16 protein-coding genes, 1 tRNA gene and 1 rRNA gene are annotated in these 17,560 nt (G+C 60.0%); 13 read left to right on the plus strand and 5 right to left on the minus strand.

Going from position 1 to position 17,560, the window contains the following annotated elements:
* Window positions 1-34 precede the first annotated feature (34 nt).
* From ACFE72_RS21035 to ACFE72_RS21050, 4 genes are all read left to right on the plus strand, one after another.
* Entirely contained in the window at window positions 35-799 is a 765-nt protein-coding gene (locus ACFE72_RS21035) for an ABC-three component system protein (protein ID WP_375415061.1), read from the plus strand.
* On the plus strand, window positions 787-1,290 hold the full coding sequence (locus ACFE72_RS21040) for an ABC-three component system middle component 2 (RefSeq protein ID WP_375415062.1): 504 nt from the start codon (window positions 787-789) through the stop codon (window positions 1,288-1,290). The genes ACFE72_RS21035 and ACFE72_RS21040 overlap by 13 nt, the downstream gene beginning before the upstream one ends.
* On the plus strand, window positions 1,287-3,161 hold the full coding sequence (locus ACFE72_RS21045) for an AAA family ATPase (RefSeq protein WP_375415063.1): 1,875 nt from the start codon (window positions 1,287-1,289) through the stop codon (window positions 3,159-3,161). The genes ACFE72_RS21040 and ACFE72_RS21045 overlap by 4 nt, the downstream gene beginning before the upstream one ends.
* Window positions 3,162-3,305: 144 nt before the next feature.
* Window positions 3,306-3,932 (plus strand): DUF2971 domain-containing protein, encoded by a 627-nt coding sequence (locus ACFE72_RS21050; protein WP_375415064.1) that lies wholly within the window; start codon window positions 3,306-3,308, stop codon window positions 3,930-3,932.
* Window positions 3,933-4,191: 259 nt separating this feature from the next.
* On the opposite strand, the gene ACFE72_RS21055 is transcribed toward ACFE72_RS21050, so the two are convergent.
* Together ACFE72_RS21055 and ACFE72_RS21060 are read right to left on the minus strand one after the other, a co-directional pair.
* Complete coding sequence (locus ACFE72_RS21055; RefSeq protein WP_375415065.1) at window positions 4,192-6,087, minus strand: hypothetical protein; 1,896 nt, start codon at window positions 6,085-6,087, stop codon at window positions 4,192-4,194.
* 223 nt (window positions 6,088-6,310) lie between these two features.
* A tRNA-Met gene (locus ACFE72_RS21060) sits at window positions 6,311-6,387 on the minus strand.
* A 307-nt stretch (window positions 6,388-6,694) separates the two neighbouring features.
* Here ACFE72_RS21060 and ACFE72_RS21065 point away from each other — a divergent pair.
* From ACFE72_RS21065 to ACFE72_RS21075, 3 genes are all read left to right on the plus strand, one after another.
* Complete coding sequence (locus ACFE72_RS21065; RefSeq protein ID WP_375415066.1) at window positions 6,695-8,302, plus strand: GMC family oxidoreductase; 1,608 nt, start codon at window positions 6,695-6,697, stop codon at window positions 8,300-8,302.
* 162 nt (window positions 8,303-8,464) lie between these two features.
* Window positions 8,465-8,980 carry a CvpA family protein gene (locus ACFE72_RS21070; RefSeq protein WP_375415067.1) on the plus strand — a complete coding sequence of 172 codons (516 nt, stop codon included), beginning with the start codon at window positions 8,465-8,467 and terminating at the stop codon, window positions 8,978-8,980.
* 92 nt (window positions 8,981-9,072) lie between these two features.
* Entirely contained in the window at window positions 9,073-9,858 is a 786-nt protein-coding gene (locus tag ACFE72_RS21075; RefSeq protein ID WP_375415068.1) for an SDR family oxidoreductase, read from the plus strand.
* Window positions 9,859-9,950: 92 nt separating this feature from the next.
* On the opposite strand, the gene ACFE72_RS21080 is transcribed toward ACFE72_RS21075, so the two are convergent.
* Window positions 9,951-10,364, minus strand: a complete 414-nt coding sequence (locus tag ACFE72_RS21080) for a DUF3775 domain-containing protein (RefSeq protein ID WP_375415069.1) — start codon at window positions 10,362-10,364, stop codon at window positions 9,951-9,953.
* Window positions 10,365-10,477: 113 nt separating this feature from the next.
* Between ACFE72_RS21080 and ACFE72_RS21085 the strand changes: the two genes are divergently transcribed.
* From ACFE72_RS21085 to ACFE72_RS21095, 3 genes are all read left to right on the plus strand, one after another.
* On the plus strand, window positions 10,478-11,326 hold the full coding sequence (locus ACFE72_RS21085; RefSeq protein ID WP_375415070.1) for an MBL fold metallo-hydrolase: 849 nt from the start codon (window positions 10,478-10,480) through the stop codon (window positions 11,324-11,326).
* Between the two features lie 99 nt (window positions 11,327-11,425).
* Window positions 11,426-12,268 carry a fumarylacetoacetate hydrolase family protein gene (locus tag ACFE72_RS21090; RefSeq protein ID WP_375415071.1) on the plus strand — a complete coding sequence of 281 codons (843 nt, stop codon included), beginning with the start codon at window positions 11,426-11,428 and terminating at the stop codon, window positions 12,266-12,268.
* A 273-nt stretch (window positions 12,269-12,541) separates the two neighbouring features.
* Window positions 12,542-13,159 (plus strand): glutathione S-transferase family protein, encoded by a 618-nt coding sequence (locus ACFE72_RS21095; RefSeq protein WP_375415072.1) that lies wholly within the window; start codon window positions 12,542-12,544, stop codon window positions 13,157-13,159.
* Window positions 13,160-13,213: 54 nt separating this feature from the next.
* Here ACFE72_RS21095 and ACFE72_RS21100 read toward each other — a convergent pair whose 3' ends face one another.
* Window positions 13,214-13,756: a methylated-DNA--[protein]-cysteine S-methyltransferase gene (locus ACFE72_RS21100; RefSeq protein ID WP_375415073.1), complete on the minus strand. Its 543-nt coding sequence runs from the start codon at window positions 13,754-13,756 to the stop codon at window positions 13,214-13,216.
* 176 nt (window positions 13,757-13,932) lie between these two features.
* Between ACFE72_RS21100 and ACFE72_RS21105 the strand changes: the two genes are divergently transcribed.
* The 3 genes from ACFE72_RS21105 (at window position 13,933) to ACFE72_RS21115 (ending at window position 16,960) form a co-directional block, all read left to right on the plus strand.
* Entirely contained in the window at window positions 13,933-14,607 is a 675-nt protein-coding gene (locus ACFE72_RS21105; protein ID WP_375415076.1) for a GntR family transcriptional regulator, read from the plus strand.
* A 72-nt stretch (window positions 14,608-14,679) separates the two neighbouring features.
* Complete coding sequence (locus ACFE72_RS21110) at window positions 14,680-15,480, plus strand: phytanoyl-CoA dioxygenase family protein (protein WP_375415074.1); 801 nt, start codon at window positions 14,680-14,682, stop codon at window positions 15,478-15,480.
* 157 nt (window positions 15,481-15,637) lie between these two features.
* Window positions 15,638-16,960: an NAD(P)H-dependent oxidoreductase gene (locus ACFE72_RS21115; protein WP_375415075.1), complete on the plus strand. Its 1,323-nt coding sequence runs from the start codon at window positions 15,638-15,640 to the stop codon at window positions 16,958-16,960.
* 295 nt (window positions 16,961-17,255) lie between these two features.
* On the opposite strand, the gene rrf is transcribed toward ACFE72_RS21115, so the two are convergent.
* Window positions 17,256-17,370, minus strand: a 5S ribosomal RNA gene (gene rrf / locus ACFE72_RS21120).
* Window positions 17,371-17,560 lie beyond the last annotated feature (190 nt).

Here is a 17,560-nt window from a genome sequence, read left to right on the forward strand (position 1 = left end):
CGATCCGCTGCGACCATCCGATATTTACGTCGAATTGGGCAAGCTGCTGTGGTTCTCGTTCAGCGGTGACTACTCCGTTCCCCGTAGTCACACCTTTGTTGCCCCTCGCGGGATCGGGACAAAGCTCAACAACTTGCTGATGAACCCGGACAAGCTCAAACAGGAGCTGATCGCCAACTGGGACAAACACTGCCGCACCGGGATCACCACCACACAAGACATCCCGCTACAGGACAAATTTCTTATTTTCGTGAACGCTTTTGATTTTTCGATTTTCAAGGGCAAGCAACCGCTGGCATTAATCGACGAGCATAGGGCATCTCCCACGCACGCGGCCCGGTTCGGTGGCGGTTTTCCTGAGCGTCCACGGGCGTCCAGCCCACCGGCCGACATCAGCCCGAATGAAACCAAATATGTCGAACAGCTTTATCTTGCATACAGCGATCATCTCAAGAGGCCTGTTGCCTCGACCGCCGACCTTGGCAAGCCGGCGCTGCGCGAACATTTCTCAAGACAACGCGAGGCATTCTACCAGGCCGAAGCGCTCAGGGTATTTGTTCGCGATAAGGTCGAGCCTGGAACGTTTGAACGGCTTCAGGACGAAATCTACGCCGGCGTGGTCGATACCAACGATGACGACGACTATCCGGACGGCTACAAGCGCGTCGTCGCGGTCACAAAAGCGGCGCAAGACATGTTGATTATAGCAAATCCCATCGCACCAATCGCGCAGACACAGGATCGACACGGCATCTGCCACCAACTCTCTAACGACGAAAAACTGAAATGGACGCGATAGAGTCCCCTCGGCGACAGGTCACGTTCAATGGCCCGCTAGAAGCCGGAATCCGCGCCGTGGCTCTCCTCGGCGCCGCATACCCGATAGCGTTCGATCTCCAGCGTCTGACGGCGCTTGATTATCTGTTGGTGCGAACCAAAACTATCCAGGGCGGCCCGGAAAGCCTGCATCCTCCCACTCCTTTGCGCTCACCTGATGCCGAGGTAAGACGAGGTATCGTGCAAAAAGGTCTAAAACTGATGATGTCGCGCGACCTCGTTGAGCGGGAAGCGCAGGAAACCGGCCTGATGTACATCGCGGGCGAGAATGCTGCGGCGTTTCTCGACGCGCTGCAGTCCCCGTACCTCCTTAAGGTCAAAGACCGCGCCCGTTGGCTCATTGAACATTTTAGCGGTTACTCCGATGCTGAGTTCAATGAGCTTATTCGTCGCTATTTAGAGGATTGGATCATTGAGTTTCAGGAATTCGAGCGGAGCATCGGTGGCTCATGACCGAATATGCCCGCTTGCAAATTCGTCACGTGAGCTTCCTCGGCCCTAACAAGCCGACTGCAGTCATTCATTTTAAGTCCGGCTTCAATGTGCTGTACGGCGCATCTGATACCGGCAAGTCATTTATTCTCGACACCATCGACTACATGCTTGGCGGCAAAGGCCCACTGCGGGATTTTCCGGAGCGCGAAGGCTACGACCGTGTCCTCCTCGGCATGCAGGTGAGCATCGGCGAGTTCTTCACTCTGCAGCGAAGCGTGGCAGGCGGTGGTTTTCTGAAAGCCGACGGCTTGCACGAAGAGGCATTCCCGAAGGACGGCGTGATCGAGCTGCGCGAACAGCACGATGAGCGCAAGGATGATAACCTGTCCCGCTTCCTTTTGGGCAAAATTGGCCTGCTTGACAGGCGGGTGAGACGCAACAAGCACAACGAAACGAACAGTCTTAGTTTCAGAAACTTGGCACGCCTAGCGATCGTGGACGAAGAAGAAATTATTCAAAAGCGCTCGCCATTGTCTGACGGCAACGTTGTGGCGGACACGCCAAATACCGCAACGTTTAAACTGCTCTTGACCGGCGCTGATGACTCCGCTCTCGTCGCTGCGCGAAGCTCACCTCAAGAGCATTCAAGGGCGGGCCAGATCGAGCTGCTGGGCCAGTTGATTGCCGAGACCCAAACCAAGATCCGGCAGCTGTCGGGTCCCCCGAAGCAACTTGAAGATCAGGATGCGAAGCTAGAAGAGACTTTGCGCAGCCGCATGGAGCTGCTGGCAGCACACGAGAACGTGTACAAAGACGCGACCTCGCGCCGTCGCGAGGTGCGCCAAAGGCTGGACCTGGCCAACGAACGTCTCACTGAGGTCAGCGTCCTCCTCGAACGCTTCGATTTGCTGAGCAAACACTACCAGTCCGACGTCGAACGATTGGAAGGCATTCGAGAAGGCGGCACGTTGTTTTCGGAGCTGTCGGACGGCGTCTGTCCGCTGTGCGGCGCTGACCCTGCACACCAGCATCGTTCCGAGGATTGCGAAGGTAACGCTGACCAGGTCGTAATAGCGGCGGAGGCGGAACTCGGCAAAATTGGCGCTTTGCAGCAAGACTTGGCGCAAACGGTGCGCCAGCTCACGACGGAGTCGCGAGGCCTGCAGAATCGCATTCCGAAGCTCGAAGCGGACGTGTTTGCGGTCAATACGCAAATTCAGGACGATTTGGCACCAAAGCTACGGGCCGCGCGTACGAGCTATGCCGAATTAGCGGATAAGCGCGCCGAAGTGCGTGAAGCCCTCGGCCTTTTCGAAAACATTCAAGACCTCGAAGATCGCCGTACCAAGCTCGAACTGGAAGAGGCTGAGGAGTCGGGCGGCAACGCGCCGGACGCCGGCTTGCCGACGGGTAGCCTCGACAAATTCGCCACTGTTGTGCAAGAAATTCTAAAAACTTGGCACTTCCCCAACGCCGACCGGGTTCACTTCGAGCAGAAAATCCGCGATCTCGTCATCGGAGGTAAGAACCGAACATCATTTGGCAAGGGCCTTCGAGCAATTACGCAATCTGCGTTTACGATCGGGCTCCTGCAATATTGCATGGAGCAACAGACGCCCCACCCTGGCTTTGCTTTGCTGGATTCCCCGCTGCTTTCATACAAGGAGCCTGACGGAGAAGATGATGACATGCGCCACACCGACCTCAAGGCGCAGTTCTACAACTACTTGAAAAATATTGGCATTGATCGACAGGTCATAATTGTCGAGAATACTGATCCGCCAGACGACGTGCGAGCACTTCCCAATGCGCAAAAATTCACCGGCAACCCTAGTGAGGCAGGCCGCGCCGGTCTGTTTCCAACTTCAAAACCAACGACTTCAACTTAAGCGGATGATTCAATATCAAGGCGTTGTTGCGCCTGTCGCTAAGTATAGGTGAAAGAGAGCCGCGCGCCTTTCCTTTTGCCTCTCGCTTGAGCATCAATTGAAACAACTCCATTGCGCCAACAATGACAAGTCTGGGGGTATGCAGTGCCAGAAGTATTGCGTCGGTACACCAATCTCGCCGCAACAATCCATATGCTGAGCCGCCGGGAAATCACGCTGCTGAGCCCCGGCACATGGGACGATAGAAATGACGCTTATTTTATGGCAGAATACAAGCGGCGCAGAAATTTGAAAACTCTTCTCGCCTTATGTTTCGCCAACTGCGAAGAGACCTACCATCACTGGCGGGTATTTTCACATGGAGGAGACGGCGTTCGTATCGAATTTGACAAAAGGCTCTTGCTCAGACCCCTATCCGGTGATGTGCGGATCATTTCGCGGGACGTTACCTACAAAAAGATCGACGAGCTCAAGGCCAACACACGTTTTGCTATCGATGACCTACCGTTCTTAAAGCGCCAGGCGTTCAAGGACGAAGCTGAGTTCAGGATCATCTTCCAGAGCGACAATCGGATTCAACTAAACCGCAGTTTCGAGTTCGACCTTGCCGCCATTCGCAGGATTACGCTTAGCCCTTGGATCGTAAAATCGCTCTCAAAATCGGTGATCGCCAACCTTCGCCTGATTGATGGCTGCAAAAGTTTGAAAATCTATCGTTCAACCCTAGTCGATAGTGAGCAATGGCAAGGCTTGGCGTCCAATGCGATATAGCAATCAGGACAACTAGGTCGCCTGACTGGCGCGGACTGAGCGCGCGCCGCTTGCCCCATTGCCTCTTTCGGAGTTCGCCGAGATGGTGCAGTGGCGATGGAGGAGGGCATCCAAAATCACGAGGTCAGGATTTTCTGCTCCAATTTAGCGGCACCGGGAAACTTCATAGTTGCTAGGGCATAAATTCTGCCGCGCCCATCTATCGAGGAGGTTTGCTTCCGCGAGCGCGGCTACGCGTTAGATGCGCTGGTTACGAGCTCTAGAAACTGTCCGCCTCGATCGCCGCCGCAAGCTGCTTGTCCCAGATTCCGAACAGCGGGATGCAGGCAAGCCGATAAATAAACCAGCACGCATAGATCACGTCGATATCGAAGCATGCACCATCGGGAACCTTGCCGTGCGCAAAGTCGTGCCGCAACGCTGGACCGCTGTTGTGCGTGAACAACAGTTCGATCTCAAGGATGATGGGCGCCGAGAAGATGCGTTCCAGATCGGGGCGGAATTGATCGATCAAAGCGGAGAGCGGACGATCCTCCTGCAACATATCAGGCAGGATTTTAGATGAATCTGTGCTCGATGAATGCAGCACGTAACGGACGGAATTCTCCAATTGCGGAATGAGAAGATGCGCGGCGGACAGAAAATCCCCCTGCATGAACCGAGCAAAACCAAGCGCAAAGGTCCGTCGATGCGTAGCGGGAATAAAGGGACTGTAGGTCGCTACCGCTCGAAAATTTACCTCAGATAATTGGAAGTTGGTCGTAATCGCCTCGCGCGCCGGGTCGATCTTTCCAGCGACCGTGACGTGACGATGCAGCCTCAGGTTACGCGCGATTGTCGTTTTATACCAATCCTCGCTGGGTTCGCCGTGGCTCGGTGCGCCGTCGGTCTCCGCGGTGATTTTTCCCTCGGCATCAGAGTGGACGCCACCCATCATCGCAGAGATAAACCCGTCTTCGATACCGCTCTTTGCCTCTTGCTTGAGTTCTTCGATCGTCCGGCTCTGGGCAAGATTTGCAAAATGACCGAGCGCCATCGGCAACGAAAAGTCGCCGAATATCTTGGTCACGCCGGCACGCATCTCCTCCAGATCGAGAGGAATTTGAAATGATCCGACTTCGTCGACCGACCGCTCCTGCAGGCGGCGCATTTCGATCCGCAATTCCTCGCGCTGGGCCTGCGTGCCTTGAATACCCCTGAGTTCGGCGATCGCGGTCCTAAGCCAATGCGCCTCAGCGGCCGCGCCTGAAACATGCCCCCGCATCGCGATAGTCTGATCCACGCTTTTTAGCCGGCACACACGCGCCGCGTCGGCCGCGCCGGCCAGCTCATGCGCTTGCGCGGCGCAGTCCCATGCATGCTTTACCGCCATGGGATTCGTGTCTGCCCGTGGCGATCCTTTCGCGACCATCTCCGCGTCAACTGCGATGACGGAGGCCTCAACGACACGAAACCGCAGAAGCTGCTCGGCGATGCGCGCAAACGGCACCGGCTCCTGGCTTGTCTTCGCGTTTTCATAGAGTCGAAGTGCCGTCCCGGTGAGTGTCTCGGGAAGCTGGCCGCGCTTGCCGATCATGCCGGCGATCTGCAACGCGCGTTCGACAAGACGAAGCCGCTCCATGGAGGCGGGACCAAGGTCCGGAAACTGGTCCTTCAACTTGCCGTCCAACAAATCGTTCGTGGCCTCGCAATAGGCGCCGATGGCGATCCGTGCCGCTTCATGCGCCTTTCGGTCGTTGAGCCAGACCATTTCGGCCAAACGAGCGCGCAGCCCTGGATGGACGATTTCCGGAAGCAAGATTACGAACACCGCGGCTTGCTCGCCCTTGAAGTCCTGCGGGATCGACGTTCGTTCGCCGCCCGTCACCCACATCGGCCCGAATGGTTCAGCGGGATCACCCGGTTTGAAATGCTGACCGCAGACCGAGTTCAAAATACTGAAGACGCGTACTTCGCGCTCTCGCGATGCGGCCCGTGCAATATGTGCCGCTTCGCCGTAGAGCCGGGAGAGTACTGCACAGTCCGCGCAGTCGGTCTTGGCTGCCACCGCTTGGAAATCAACGGCATGAAAATCGTCCAGCGTCACAAACGGAAACGGTTCCGCCTTTGCCTTACCGCCTTCCGCTTTCACGTCGGTGCCGTTCTCAATTGTCATATGCAGCCCGGGATTGAGCGCCTCAAAGTCGCGCTAAGTTTTGGGCCCATTTTGGGCCCACCAGGAATTTGTAAAGAATTGTACCCGAGGGGAAGAGCACACGGTAACCTGCTGATATTGAACTGCTTTCGTCGGTAAAAGCCGGTAATGGCTGGGAAAGGCTTGTGCTGCACGAAAAAACCCGCCAGAGGCGGGTTAAATCATTGAAATCATTTTCTTATCTTGGTTGCGGGGATAGGATTTGAACCTATGACCTTCAGGTTATGAGCCTGACGAGCTACCGGGCTGCTCCACCCCGCGATAAACCATTGCGCGCCTTCAGAAATCGAACTCGAAACGAAGCTGGCCAACGCCCAAGGGCGCCGATCATCCCGTCCGGAGGCTTCCTGAGAAGGCTACCCCGGCGAATGCCGTTGGGTGCGAGCGGTATGTACCAATGCAAGCCTGCTTTGGAAAGGGCCGCGGGCCAACTTTTCAAGATTTTATGACCGTCGAGATGCGCCTTGCGGCCCAAACTTCCCCGCGCCGCCCTGCTCTTGCCAGGAAGTGCGCAAAAGCCCAGCCTTGGCGGCGAATGGGAGGCATGACGAAACATTCGGGAGATGCCGTGACGGAAACGTTCGATTTTGTGGTGGTTGGCGGAGGCTCCGGAGGCTGCGCTGTCGCGGGCCGGCTTTCGGAGGATCCACGGACGTCGGTGGCGCTGCTGGAAGCCGGCGGCCGGAATGACAACTGGGTCGTCACCACGCCCGGCGCCCTAGTGCTGATGGTCGCCGGCAAGGTCAACAACTGGGCGTTCGAGACGGTGCCGCAGGCCGGCCTCAATGGCCGGATCGGCTATCAGCCCCGCGGCAGGGGCCTCGGCGGTTCGTCCGCCATCAATGCCATGGTTTATATTCGCGGCCACCGCAGCGACTACGACCAGTGGGCCTCGCTCGGCAATACGGGCTGGTCGTATGACGACGTGCTGCCCTATTTCAAGCGCTCCGAAGACAATGCCGATTTCGACGGCGTTTATCACGGCAAGGGCGGACCGCTTGCGGTCAACGGGCTGCGATCCGACAATCCGGTACAGCAGACCTTTCTGCAGGCAGCGCGCGAGGCCCAGTTCCGGGTCCGCAACGACTTCAACGCCGAAGAGCAGGAAGGCCTCGGCATCTATCAGGTCACCCAGAAGAACGGCGAGCGCTGGAGTGCCGCCCGCGCCTATATCCATCCGTTCATGGCAACGCGCGCCAATCTGCGCGTCGAGACCGACGCGCAGGCCACCCGCATTTTATTCGAAGGCAAGCGCGCGGTCGGCGTCGAATACCGACGGGGCAGCGAGCTTCGCCAGCTTCGCGCCCGCCGCGAGGTCATTCTATCTTGCGGCGCGTTCCAGACGCCGCATCTGCTGATGCTGTCCGGCGTCGGCGACAGTGCCACGCTCGCAAAACACGGCATCGCAACGGCACACCATCTGCCCGGTGTCGGGCAGAACCTGCAGGATCATCCCGACTTCATCTTCGGCTACACGTCCGACAGTCCGGACTTCACCGGCCTCTCGTTCGGCGGCATCGCACGGCTGTTTCGCGCCATCGGCCGGTACCGGCGCGAGCGCCGTGGACCGATGACCTCGAATTTTGCCGAATGCGGCGGCTTTCTCAAGACCCGGCCGGACCTTGACGTGCCGGACATCCAGCTGCATTTCGGCATGGCGATGGTCGACGACCACGGCCGCAAACGCCATTGGGGCGGCGGTTTTTCCTGCCATGTCTGCCTGCTGCGGCCGAAGAGCCGCGGCAGCGTTTCGCTGCACAATGCCGATCCGATACGAGCGCCCGCGATCGATCCGAATTTTTTCGGCAATCCGGACGATCTCGAATCGATGGTAGCAGGCTACAAGACCACGCGGCGGCTGATGCAGACGCCGGCCATGAAAGCCCTGCAGAAAAAAGACATCTTTACCGAAAATGTCCGCAGTGACGACGATATCCGCGCCATTCTGCGCGCGCGAGTCGATACCGTCTATCATCCGGTCGGCACCTGCAAAATGGGCGTCAACGATCCAGAGGCGGTAGTGGATCCGAATCTGAAGGTGATGGGGCTCGCCGGCTTGCGCGTCGTCGATGCTTCGGTGATGCCGACGCTGATCGGCGGCAACACCAATGCGCCGACCATCATGATCGGCGAGAAGGCCGCCGACATGATCAAGATGGAAATGCGGGTACATTAAACCGTCCAACGGTCAGCCATCGCGACCATGGTTTCTTTACCGATGTCGAGTAGACCCGGCGCGGCGAAATGGATGTACGCGATTGATCGCGACAATTCTTACGATCGCCTACGGGTTTTGTTTACCCACCGGTGGGCCCCCGACGGAGGAATTCTTCAGCCAATGAACAGTTTCGACGTCGTCATCTATGCCGGACTGATTATTGCCGGTGTTATCGGCTTCAACGCAGGATTCCTGCGCAGCGCGATCACGATTCTCGGCTATCTGATCGCGATGCCGATTGCGGTCTGGGCGATGTCGCTGATGTCGCCCAGGATCGGCAGCAACCCGATCGCGATGCTGGTGCAGAATTCGCTGCTGTTCTTTGCGATCTTTCTTGTCGCCGGTATCATGCTCGGAAAGCTGTTGCGGATGGCTGTCGACGACGCAGTCGGTTCGGAACCGGGTGTCGGAGATCGTGTGGCGGGCGCGGCGCTCGGCGCGATCCGCGTCGGCCTTGTCGCGGTCACGCTGGTCTTGATTTTCGATCGGCTGGTGCCGCCCGATCGCCAGCCGGCTTACCTCACCGGATCGCAACTCCGCCCGCTGCTGTCGCTGGCCGGACAGGCGGGATTCAAGTCGCTGCCGCCGGACGTCGCCGTTTACATTGATCAGTTGAAGAAGGGCCGGAACATATAGGCTCAGGCGGTAGCCACTTATCACGGCCGCTGACGTTGGTTACACTGGACGCTCCGGACTTATAAAATCATCTGAACCGACGGGAGTGAATAGTGGATCTCGGGATCAAAGGCCGCCGCGCACTGGTGTGCGCCTCCAGCAAGGGATTGGGCCGCGCCTGTGCGGCAGCACTCGTCGCGGAGGGTGTGCACGTCACGATGACCGCGCGCGGCGCCGAGGCGCTGGCCCAGGCCGCGGCCGACATCCGCAAGGCCAATCCGGGCGTCACGGTAACCGAGGTTGCCGGCGACATCACCACGCCCGCCGGCCGCGAAGCTGCACTGAAAGCCTGTCCCGATCCTGATATTTTGGTCAACAACGCCGGCGGGCCGCCGCCCGGCGATTTTCGCAACTGGAGCCGCGATGACTGGATCAGGGCCATCGACGCCAATATGCTGACGCCGATCGACCTTATCAAGGCGACCGTCGACGGCATGATGGCGCGCAAATTCGGGCGCATCGTCAACATCACCTCGGCCGCGGTGAAGGCGCCGATCGAAGTGCTCGGCTTATCCAACGGCGCGCGCGCGGGCCTTACCGGCTTCGTCGCCGGCATCGCGCGCAAGACCGTGATCTGCAACGTCACCATCAACGGCTTGCTGCCTGGTCCATTCGACACCGACCGGCTGCGCGGTCCGGTTGCAAAGATGGATGCGGAGAAGCGCGGCATTACCGTGGACCAATTGCTGGCCGAACGCGCAAAACTCAATCCGGCGGGACGGTTCGGCGACCCGGACGAATTCGGCGCCGCCTGCGCGTTCCTTTGCGGAGCGAAGGCCGGCTTCATCACAGGGCAAAACATCCTGCTCGATGGCGGCGCGTTTCCCGGCACGCTGTAGACCGTCGTTCCGGGTCGTCACAAACCGGGCTCGCGTCATTCCGTAGGCGCTGGATTTAGGAATCGCGCGCGCATGCGAAATGACGAAGCTGATTACGGCACCGGGGTAATGCGCTCGTCGGCCCAGGTCAGGCCGAACTCACCCAGGCCTTCGGCCAGAAGGTCGCCCAGCATCGGCTCGCCCAGAAGATACCGCGCGGTGCGACCGTTGCGGCCTTCCGCTGCGTCTCGGCGAAGCTCCTTCCATTCCTCGATGCTGCCGTCGCCGCGGCCGAGCCGCATCAGCGCAATCAGATCGATCTGTTCATCTTCCGTGAGCGCATTGATGAAGCCGGTGATCTCGCGCACCACCGGATCGTCGGCGTTATCCTCCAGCACGCCGATCATGTCGTCATCGGCCCCGTTGGAACCGGAATCCGGATCGGACTCGATATCCTTCACGTCGAATTCCCGCGCTTTTTCGATTAAAAATCCGACTTTTTCGGTTGAAATTGCTAGCTCTGGCATCGTGCGCTCCTTGTCAGTGTCGCGATAACGCGCGGAACACCGGGTTGATCCATTGTGTGTTGGTCTGGAAAACAGCATCTTCGACGCAAGAAACGGATCAAGGAAAGGTCGGGATGCAGTGGACTGTCGGCAAGGTCAAAATCACGAAAATCGTCGAACTGGAAACGACCGGCAGCACGCGCTTCATCCTGCCTCAGGCGACTTACGCGGAAGTTCAGAAATTGCCGTGGCTGATTCCGCATTTCGCAACCGAAGAAGGTCGGCTGAAAATGTCGGTCCATTCGCTGGTGGTGGAGACGCGGTCGCGGCGGATCGTGGTCGATACCGGCCTCGGCAACGACAAGGAAGGCCGCAGCGTGCCGACCTGGAATAACCGGAAGGGCACTTTTATCGACACCATGGCCGCTGCCGGATTTCCGCCCGACAGTATCGACACCGTGCTGTGCACGCATCTGCATGTCGATCATGTCGGCTGGAACACCAGACTGGTCGGCGGCAAATGGCTGCCGACCTTTGCCAATGCGCGCTATGTATTCGGCAGGACCGAATACGAGCACTGGCGGGATCGCAGCGATGACCTCCAGCAGGCCGCCGTGTTCAGCGATTCCGTAAAACCCGTCGTGGATGCAGGCAAGGCCGAGCTCGTCGCCGGCGACCATCAACTCTGCGATGAAATCACGCTGATCCCGACGCCAGGACACAGCCCCGGCCACATGAGCCTTCTTATCACATCGGACGGCGAAAAAGGCCTGCTTACCGGGGACGTCGCCCATCATCCCTGTCAGATGGCGCATCTGGACTGGTCGTCGACCGCGGATTCCGATCCGGTCCAGTCCGCCGACATGCGGCGTCAATTGTTTTCGCGCTTCGCCGGCACCCCGACGCTGGTGATCGGCGGACATTTCAACGCCGGCCATATCAAGCGCGACGGCGACGCCTTCAAATTCATCGCTGCGGCCTAGGCAGCCCTGCAAAGCCGAGCGGTATCAGTAGTTGAATTCTACCGCGCTCTGTTCCATGAAGCACCTCAGGCAACCAAAACCGCACAGGGAGAAACCGAAATGAAACTTGTTCGATACGGCGCGATCGGCCAGGAAAAGCCGGGCCTGATCGATAAATCGGGTCAACTGCGGGATCTGTCGGCGCAGATAAAGGACCTCGATGGCGAGGCCTATTCGCCGGCCGGCCTCAGCAAACTTGCCGGTCTCGATACCGCTAAACTTCCCCCCGTCGACGGCAAGCCGCGGCTCGGCGCGCCTGTCACCGGCATTTCGAAATTCGTCGCCATCGGCCTCAATTACGTCGATCACGCCAAGGAAACCGGTTCACCAATTCCGGCCGAGCCGATTGTCTTTCTCAAGGCCAACACTTCCCTCAGCGGCCCCTACGACGCCGTGGAGAAGCCGCGGGGCTCGACCAAGCTCGACTGGGAAGTCGAAATCGCCGCCATCATCGGCACCCGCGCCAAGTATGTCTCCAAAGCCGATGCGCTCAATCACGTCGCCGGCTATTGCGTCTGCAACGACGTCTCCGAACGCAACTTCCAGCTCGAGCGCCTGGGCCAATGGGATAAGGGCAAGTCGCACGATACGTTCGGCCCGGTCGGCCCGTGGCTGGTCACCAAGGACGAGGTGCCGGACGTGCAGAAGCTGTCGATGTGGCTCGATGTCAACGGCCAGCGCCGCCAGACCGGCTCGACCTCGACCATGATCTTCACCATGGCCGAATGCATCTCCTACGTTTCGCAATTCCTCACGCTGCTGCCGGGCGACATCGTCACCACCGGCACGCCGCCCGGCGTCGGCGTCGGCATGAAGCCGCCGAGCTTCCTCGACGTCGGCGACGTGGTCACGCTCGGCATCGAGGGATTGGGCGAACAGCGGCAGGAGATTGTCGCGGCGTGAGGCGTTCGTCCGCACGATAAGATCGTCATGCCCGGCCTTGCGCCCGGCATGCGCGCCTCAACAGCGTCGCGGCGACGAAACGAGGATGACCGGGAAGCCCTATTGGATGCACACATCTCATCGTCATTGCCGGGGCTTGACCCGGCTATCCATCCTTTAAAAGAGGATTTCGAAGTGATGGATACGCGGGGGTCAAGCCGGCGTATGACGAGATGTGTAAAGTAGGGACAAGCCGGCCATGACGGAGGAAAATCGTTCAAGGATTGTTCAAAAATGAAACTCATCTTTTCCCCCGCCTCGCCGTTCGTCCGCAAGGTACGCATCGCTGCAATCGAACTCGGCCTGATCGACAAGATTGAATTCGTGCCGATCACCCTGGCGCCGGGCCAGACCAACGATGCCTATGTGCGCGACATCAACCCGCTGAAGAAGCTGCCGGCGCTGATCCTCGACGACGGCGAGGTCATTATCGATTCCTATGTGATCGTCGAATATCTCGACGACCTCGCCGGCGGCGGAAAATTGATACCGGCTTCCGGCCCGGCGCGATGGAAAGTAAAGAGCGATCATTCGCTGCTGCAGGGCATGCTGGATTCGATGCTGTTGTGCCGCTACGAGAAAATGGTGCGGCCGCAGGGATTGCGGTGGCAGGCGTGGTTCGACGATCATTGGCACCGCGTCTGGCAAGGCATGGCGCGGTTCGACAAGCAGGGCGACGCGCTATCGCGCCCGATCGACATCGTGCAGATCGGTCTCGTTTGCGTGCTCGGCTATGCCGATTTCCGCTTTGCCGACTGCGGCTGGCGCAAGGCCTATCCCAACCTCGGCGCTTTTAATGAAAAAATGCTGACGCGCCACTCGGTCAAGGTATCTCTGCCGCCCGCAGCGTGAGCCGCCTGGTGTTGCGACGGCGTTGCGGCAAACCGGCGGCGAAATCAAGGCAGCTCAGTCGAACAGATTCGGCGTGTGATTGACGACGGCGCCTTCGATCGCCAGCATCTTCAGCTTGGTGCTCACGCCGCCATTGGCGGAAAATCCACCGGGCTTGCCGCCGGCGGCGAGCACCCGGTGGCATGGCACCACGATTGGGCATGGGTTGCGCCCGAGCGCCTGGCCGACGTCGCGGGACAGTTCGACACCGCCCAGCCGTTTGGCGATATCGCCATAGGTCAGCGTCTTGCCGGGAGGAATGGTGCGGGCGATGTCGTAGACGCCACGGTTGAATTCGGGAACGCCATCGAGATCGAGCACGACCTCCGACAGATCGTTCGGCTTGCCCGCCAGCAATTCGACGATGCCCTCGATTGCGCTTTGCACGTCCCGAGGCGGCAGCGCCTCGGCGATATTGCCATAACGCTGGCGAATCCGCGCGCGGGTCTTGTCCTCGCTGGACATCGGCAGTTGCACCGCATTGATGCCGCGCCTGGCCCACGCGATGCCGCAACGGCCGATCTCGGTGTCGAAGATTGCGAACCGATGGTCATTCATGGCTGAACTCTCCACGTCTTCCCTCTCTATACATATCGCGTGAGAGTAGGCTTGGAGATTCTCGTCTTCCACCCGGTTTCCGGCTCGAGCGAGCGCCGGCGGGCCTTGACGCTACCCCATGCAATCGCTATTCTTTCGAATTCGGAATTCCGTATTCCAGATTGGAACGCGTGGGTATGCTCCCCCTCGATCCCCTGCCCAACCTGATCGATCAGGTCTATGCCCGTATCCTGGAGGGGATCACCGACCGCACATTGCCGCCGGGACGTCGCATCCGGCAGAACGAACTTGCCGAAAAGCTCGGCGTGTCACGCCAGCCGGTTTCGCATGCGCTGCATCTCCTGCACCGGCAGGGCCTGGTCGCCGAGAGCGGCCGCAAGGGATTCGAGGTCACGCAGCTCGATCCCTCGCGCATCGGGCAGCTCTATGAGGTGCGTGGCGCGATCGATGCGCTGGCGGCGCGGCTCGCCGCCCGGCGCGTCAAGGCCGACGCCGCCGGACGCGCGCATCTCGAGAGCGCGCTGCATGCCGGCTGTGCCACCGACAGTACGACGCCGCTTGCGCTGCTGATTGCGTTCGACGTGGATTTTCACCGCGCAATCTATCGGCTTTCCGGCAATCCCGCGATCGAGGAAATGATCGCGCCGCAGTGGCCGCATATGCGGCGATCGATGGCGACCGTGCTCGCCGAGCTGAATTACCGCAATCTTGCCTGGGACGAACACGAAACCATCGCCGCGCATATCCTGTCGGGCAACGCCAACGCCGCGGAGGCTTCGGCGCTCGCACATGCGCAGAGCGCGGGGCGAATGACGGAAGAAAGGCTGCAACCGCCGGACAAGGCGGCTTGAATTGCCGTTCCGGGGCGCGCGGCGCGCGAGCCCGAAATGACGAAGATCAAAACACACGAGCGAGGAAGCACCATGAAACTGACCCGGCAGCAGATCGATGATTTCAACAACGAAGGCTGGCTGTTCCTGCCCGAATTGTTCAGCCGCGAGGAGGTCGACCTGCTCGCGCGCGAGGCGGTGAACATCTACGACGCCGACCGGCCCGAGGTGTGGCGCGAGAAGAGCGGTGCGCCGCGCACGGCCTTTGCAGCCCACCTCTACAACGAGGCGTTCGGCCTGCTCGGCGCGCATCCGCGCATGATCGATCCGGTCGAACAGATTTTCGGCGAGAAGGTCTACATGCACCAGTACAAGATCAACGCCAAACACGCCTTTACCGGCGACGTCTGGCAATGGCACCAGGATTACGGCACCTGGAAACGCGACGACGGCATGCCGGAGCCGCGGGCGATGAACATCGCGATCTTCCTCGACGAGGTGATGCCGATCAACGGGCCGCTGATGCTGGTGCCGAAGAGCCAGCATGCCGGCGACCTCAAGGCGTCGCATGACCTCCAGACCACCTCCTATCCGCTGTGGACGCTGGACGAGGCCACGGTGACGCGGCTGGTGCAGGAAGGCGGCATCGTCGCCCCGACCGGAAAGGCCGGCGGCATGCTGATGTTCCACGGCAATCTGGTGCATGGCTCGGCCGGCAACATCACGCCCTATCCGCGCAAGATCGTCTATCTCACGCTGAATGCGGTTTCGAATCATATCCGCACACCGACACGGCCGGAATACATCGCGCACCGCGATTTCACGCCGATCCGGACCGTGGATGACGCCGCGCTGCTGCGACTGGCCCGCGCGCAGCGGCAGGCGGCGGAGTAATAATCAATCGTCATTCCGCAAGCCGCGAAGCGGCTGTCCGGAATCCATAGCCCCAGTATTCCCGTTCAGCGCCCAAACTCCAATACAGGGGTTATGGATTCCGGGCCTGCGCCAAATGGCGCATCCCGGAATGACGAAAGATAGGATATTGCTTCAAATGAACCTCCATCACCTGCTCGCCAAGCGTCACGCGGCCGGAAAACCGGTCCGCGTGGCGCTGATCGGCGCCGGCAAATTCGGCTCGATGTTCCTGTCGCAGGTGCCGCATACGCCGGGCCTCGAGGTGCCGGTGATCGCCGACCTCGATCCGGAGCGCGCCCGCGAGGCCTGCCGCACCGTCGGCTGGGACGATGCGCGCATCGCGGCCACGACATTCACCGGCAATGGATCGGCGGCAATTTCGGGGGCTGTCGAAGTGATCGTGGAAGCCACCGGCAATCCCGCGGTCGGCATCCGCCATGCCCGTGCGGCGATTGCGGCCGGCAAGCATATCGTCATGGTCAATGTGGAAGCCGACGTGCTCGCCGGGCCGCTGCTGGCGGCGGACGCGCGGCAGGCCGGTGTGGTCTACTCGCTCGCCTATGGCGATCAGCCGGCGCTGACCGCCGAGATGGTGGATTGGGCGCGGGCCACCGGTTTCCGTGTCGTCGCCGCCGGCAAGGGCACCAAATACCTGCCGGCCTATCACGACGTGACCCCCGCAGGGGTCTGGAGTCACTACGGCCTGAGCGCCGGTGAAGCACAGTCCGCCGGCATGAACCCGCAGATGTTCAACTCGTTTCTGGACGGCACCAAATCCGCCATCGAGATGGCGGCGATCGCCAATGCCACCGGGCTCGACGTGCCCTCCGCAGGGCTCGCGTTTCCGCCGTGCGGGGTCGACGACCTGCCGCATGTGATGCGGCCGCGCGAGGCCGGCGGCGTGCTGGAAAAATCCGGCATGGTCGAGGTGGTGTCGTGCCTGGAACGCGACGGCCGCCCAGTATTTCGCGACCTGCGCTGGGGCGTCTATGTGGTACTGGAGGCGCCGAACGATTACGCCGCGGATTGCTTCCGGCAATATGGCCTGAAAACCGACGCCTCCGGGCGCTATGCGGCGATGTACAAGCCGTATCATCTGATCGGGCTCGAGCTGAACATCTCGGTCCTGTCGGCGGCGTTGCGGGGCGAGCCGACCGGGCAGCCGCATGATTTCCGCGGCGACGTCGCAGCCGTCGCCAAGCGCGATCTTCGCGCCGGCGAAATGCTGGATGGCGAAGGCGGCTACACGGTGTGGGGCAGGCTGATGCCGGCGTCGGAAAGCCTCAGGGCCGGGGCGCTGCCGATCGGGCTCGCGCACCGGGTGAAATTGAAGAACGCCATCGCGCACGGCGCGGTCGTTCGATGGGACGATGTGGAAATCGACGCCGGCGCCGACGTGGTCGCGACGCGGCGCGCGATGGAAAAGAAATTCGGCGGGCTGCGCCAAAGCGCGCCTTGATTCCTCGGAATTGATTGTTCATCCTGCCCGCGGGCCGGGATTTTCAGATTTCGATTGCGCTCGACATGAAGGTTCTGGTTTTCCACGTCTTCTTTATGATGTGAGCAAAGATGTGGATGGCCGGGCGAGCCCGGCCATGACGTAGAACGCGCGGCAAATCATGGCCGAATGATTTCGGACGCGTCATGAGGGAGAGAACACAAAAAAACGCCGCCTCCCTTGCGCATACATGCGCTGGGGAAGCGGCGTTCCTGTCGGTCGTGACACCTAAAGAGGAATGTCTTGTCCTTGGCAGGCCTGGCAGCGACCTACTCTCCCAGGGCTTGAGCCATAGTACCATTGGCGCTGAGGAGTTTAACGGCCGAGTTCGGGATGGGATCGGGTTCAAGCTCCTCGCTAGAACCACCAGGCCGGCGAAGGACAAAACGGAGGACAGACGACGGAGGACGGACATCAGAAGATGTCCGCCATTCCGGCGCCGAACTCTACGAAGCAAGCCTTAGGTCTTTTCATCCATCATCCGACTTCCGTCGTCTGACGTATGGACACTGAAAATGAGAGCAATCAAGCCAATCGAACGATTAGTACCGGTAAGCTACA

This window comes from uncultured Bradyrhizobium sp. (assembly GCF_964252615.1).
GTDB lineage: Bacteria > Pseudomonadota > Alphaproteobacteria > Rhizobiales > Xanthobacteraceae > Bradyrhizobium.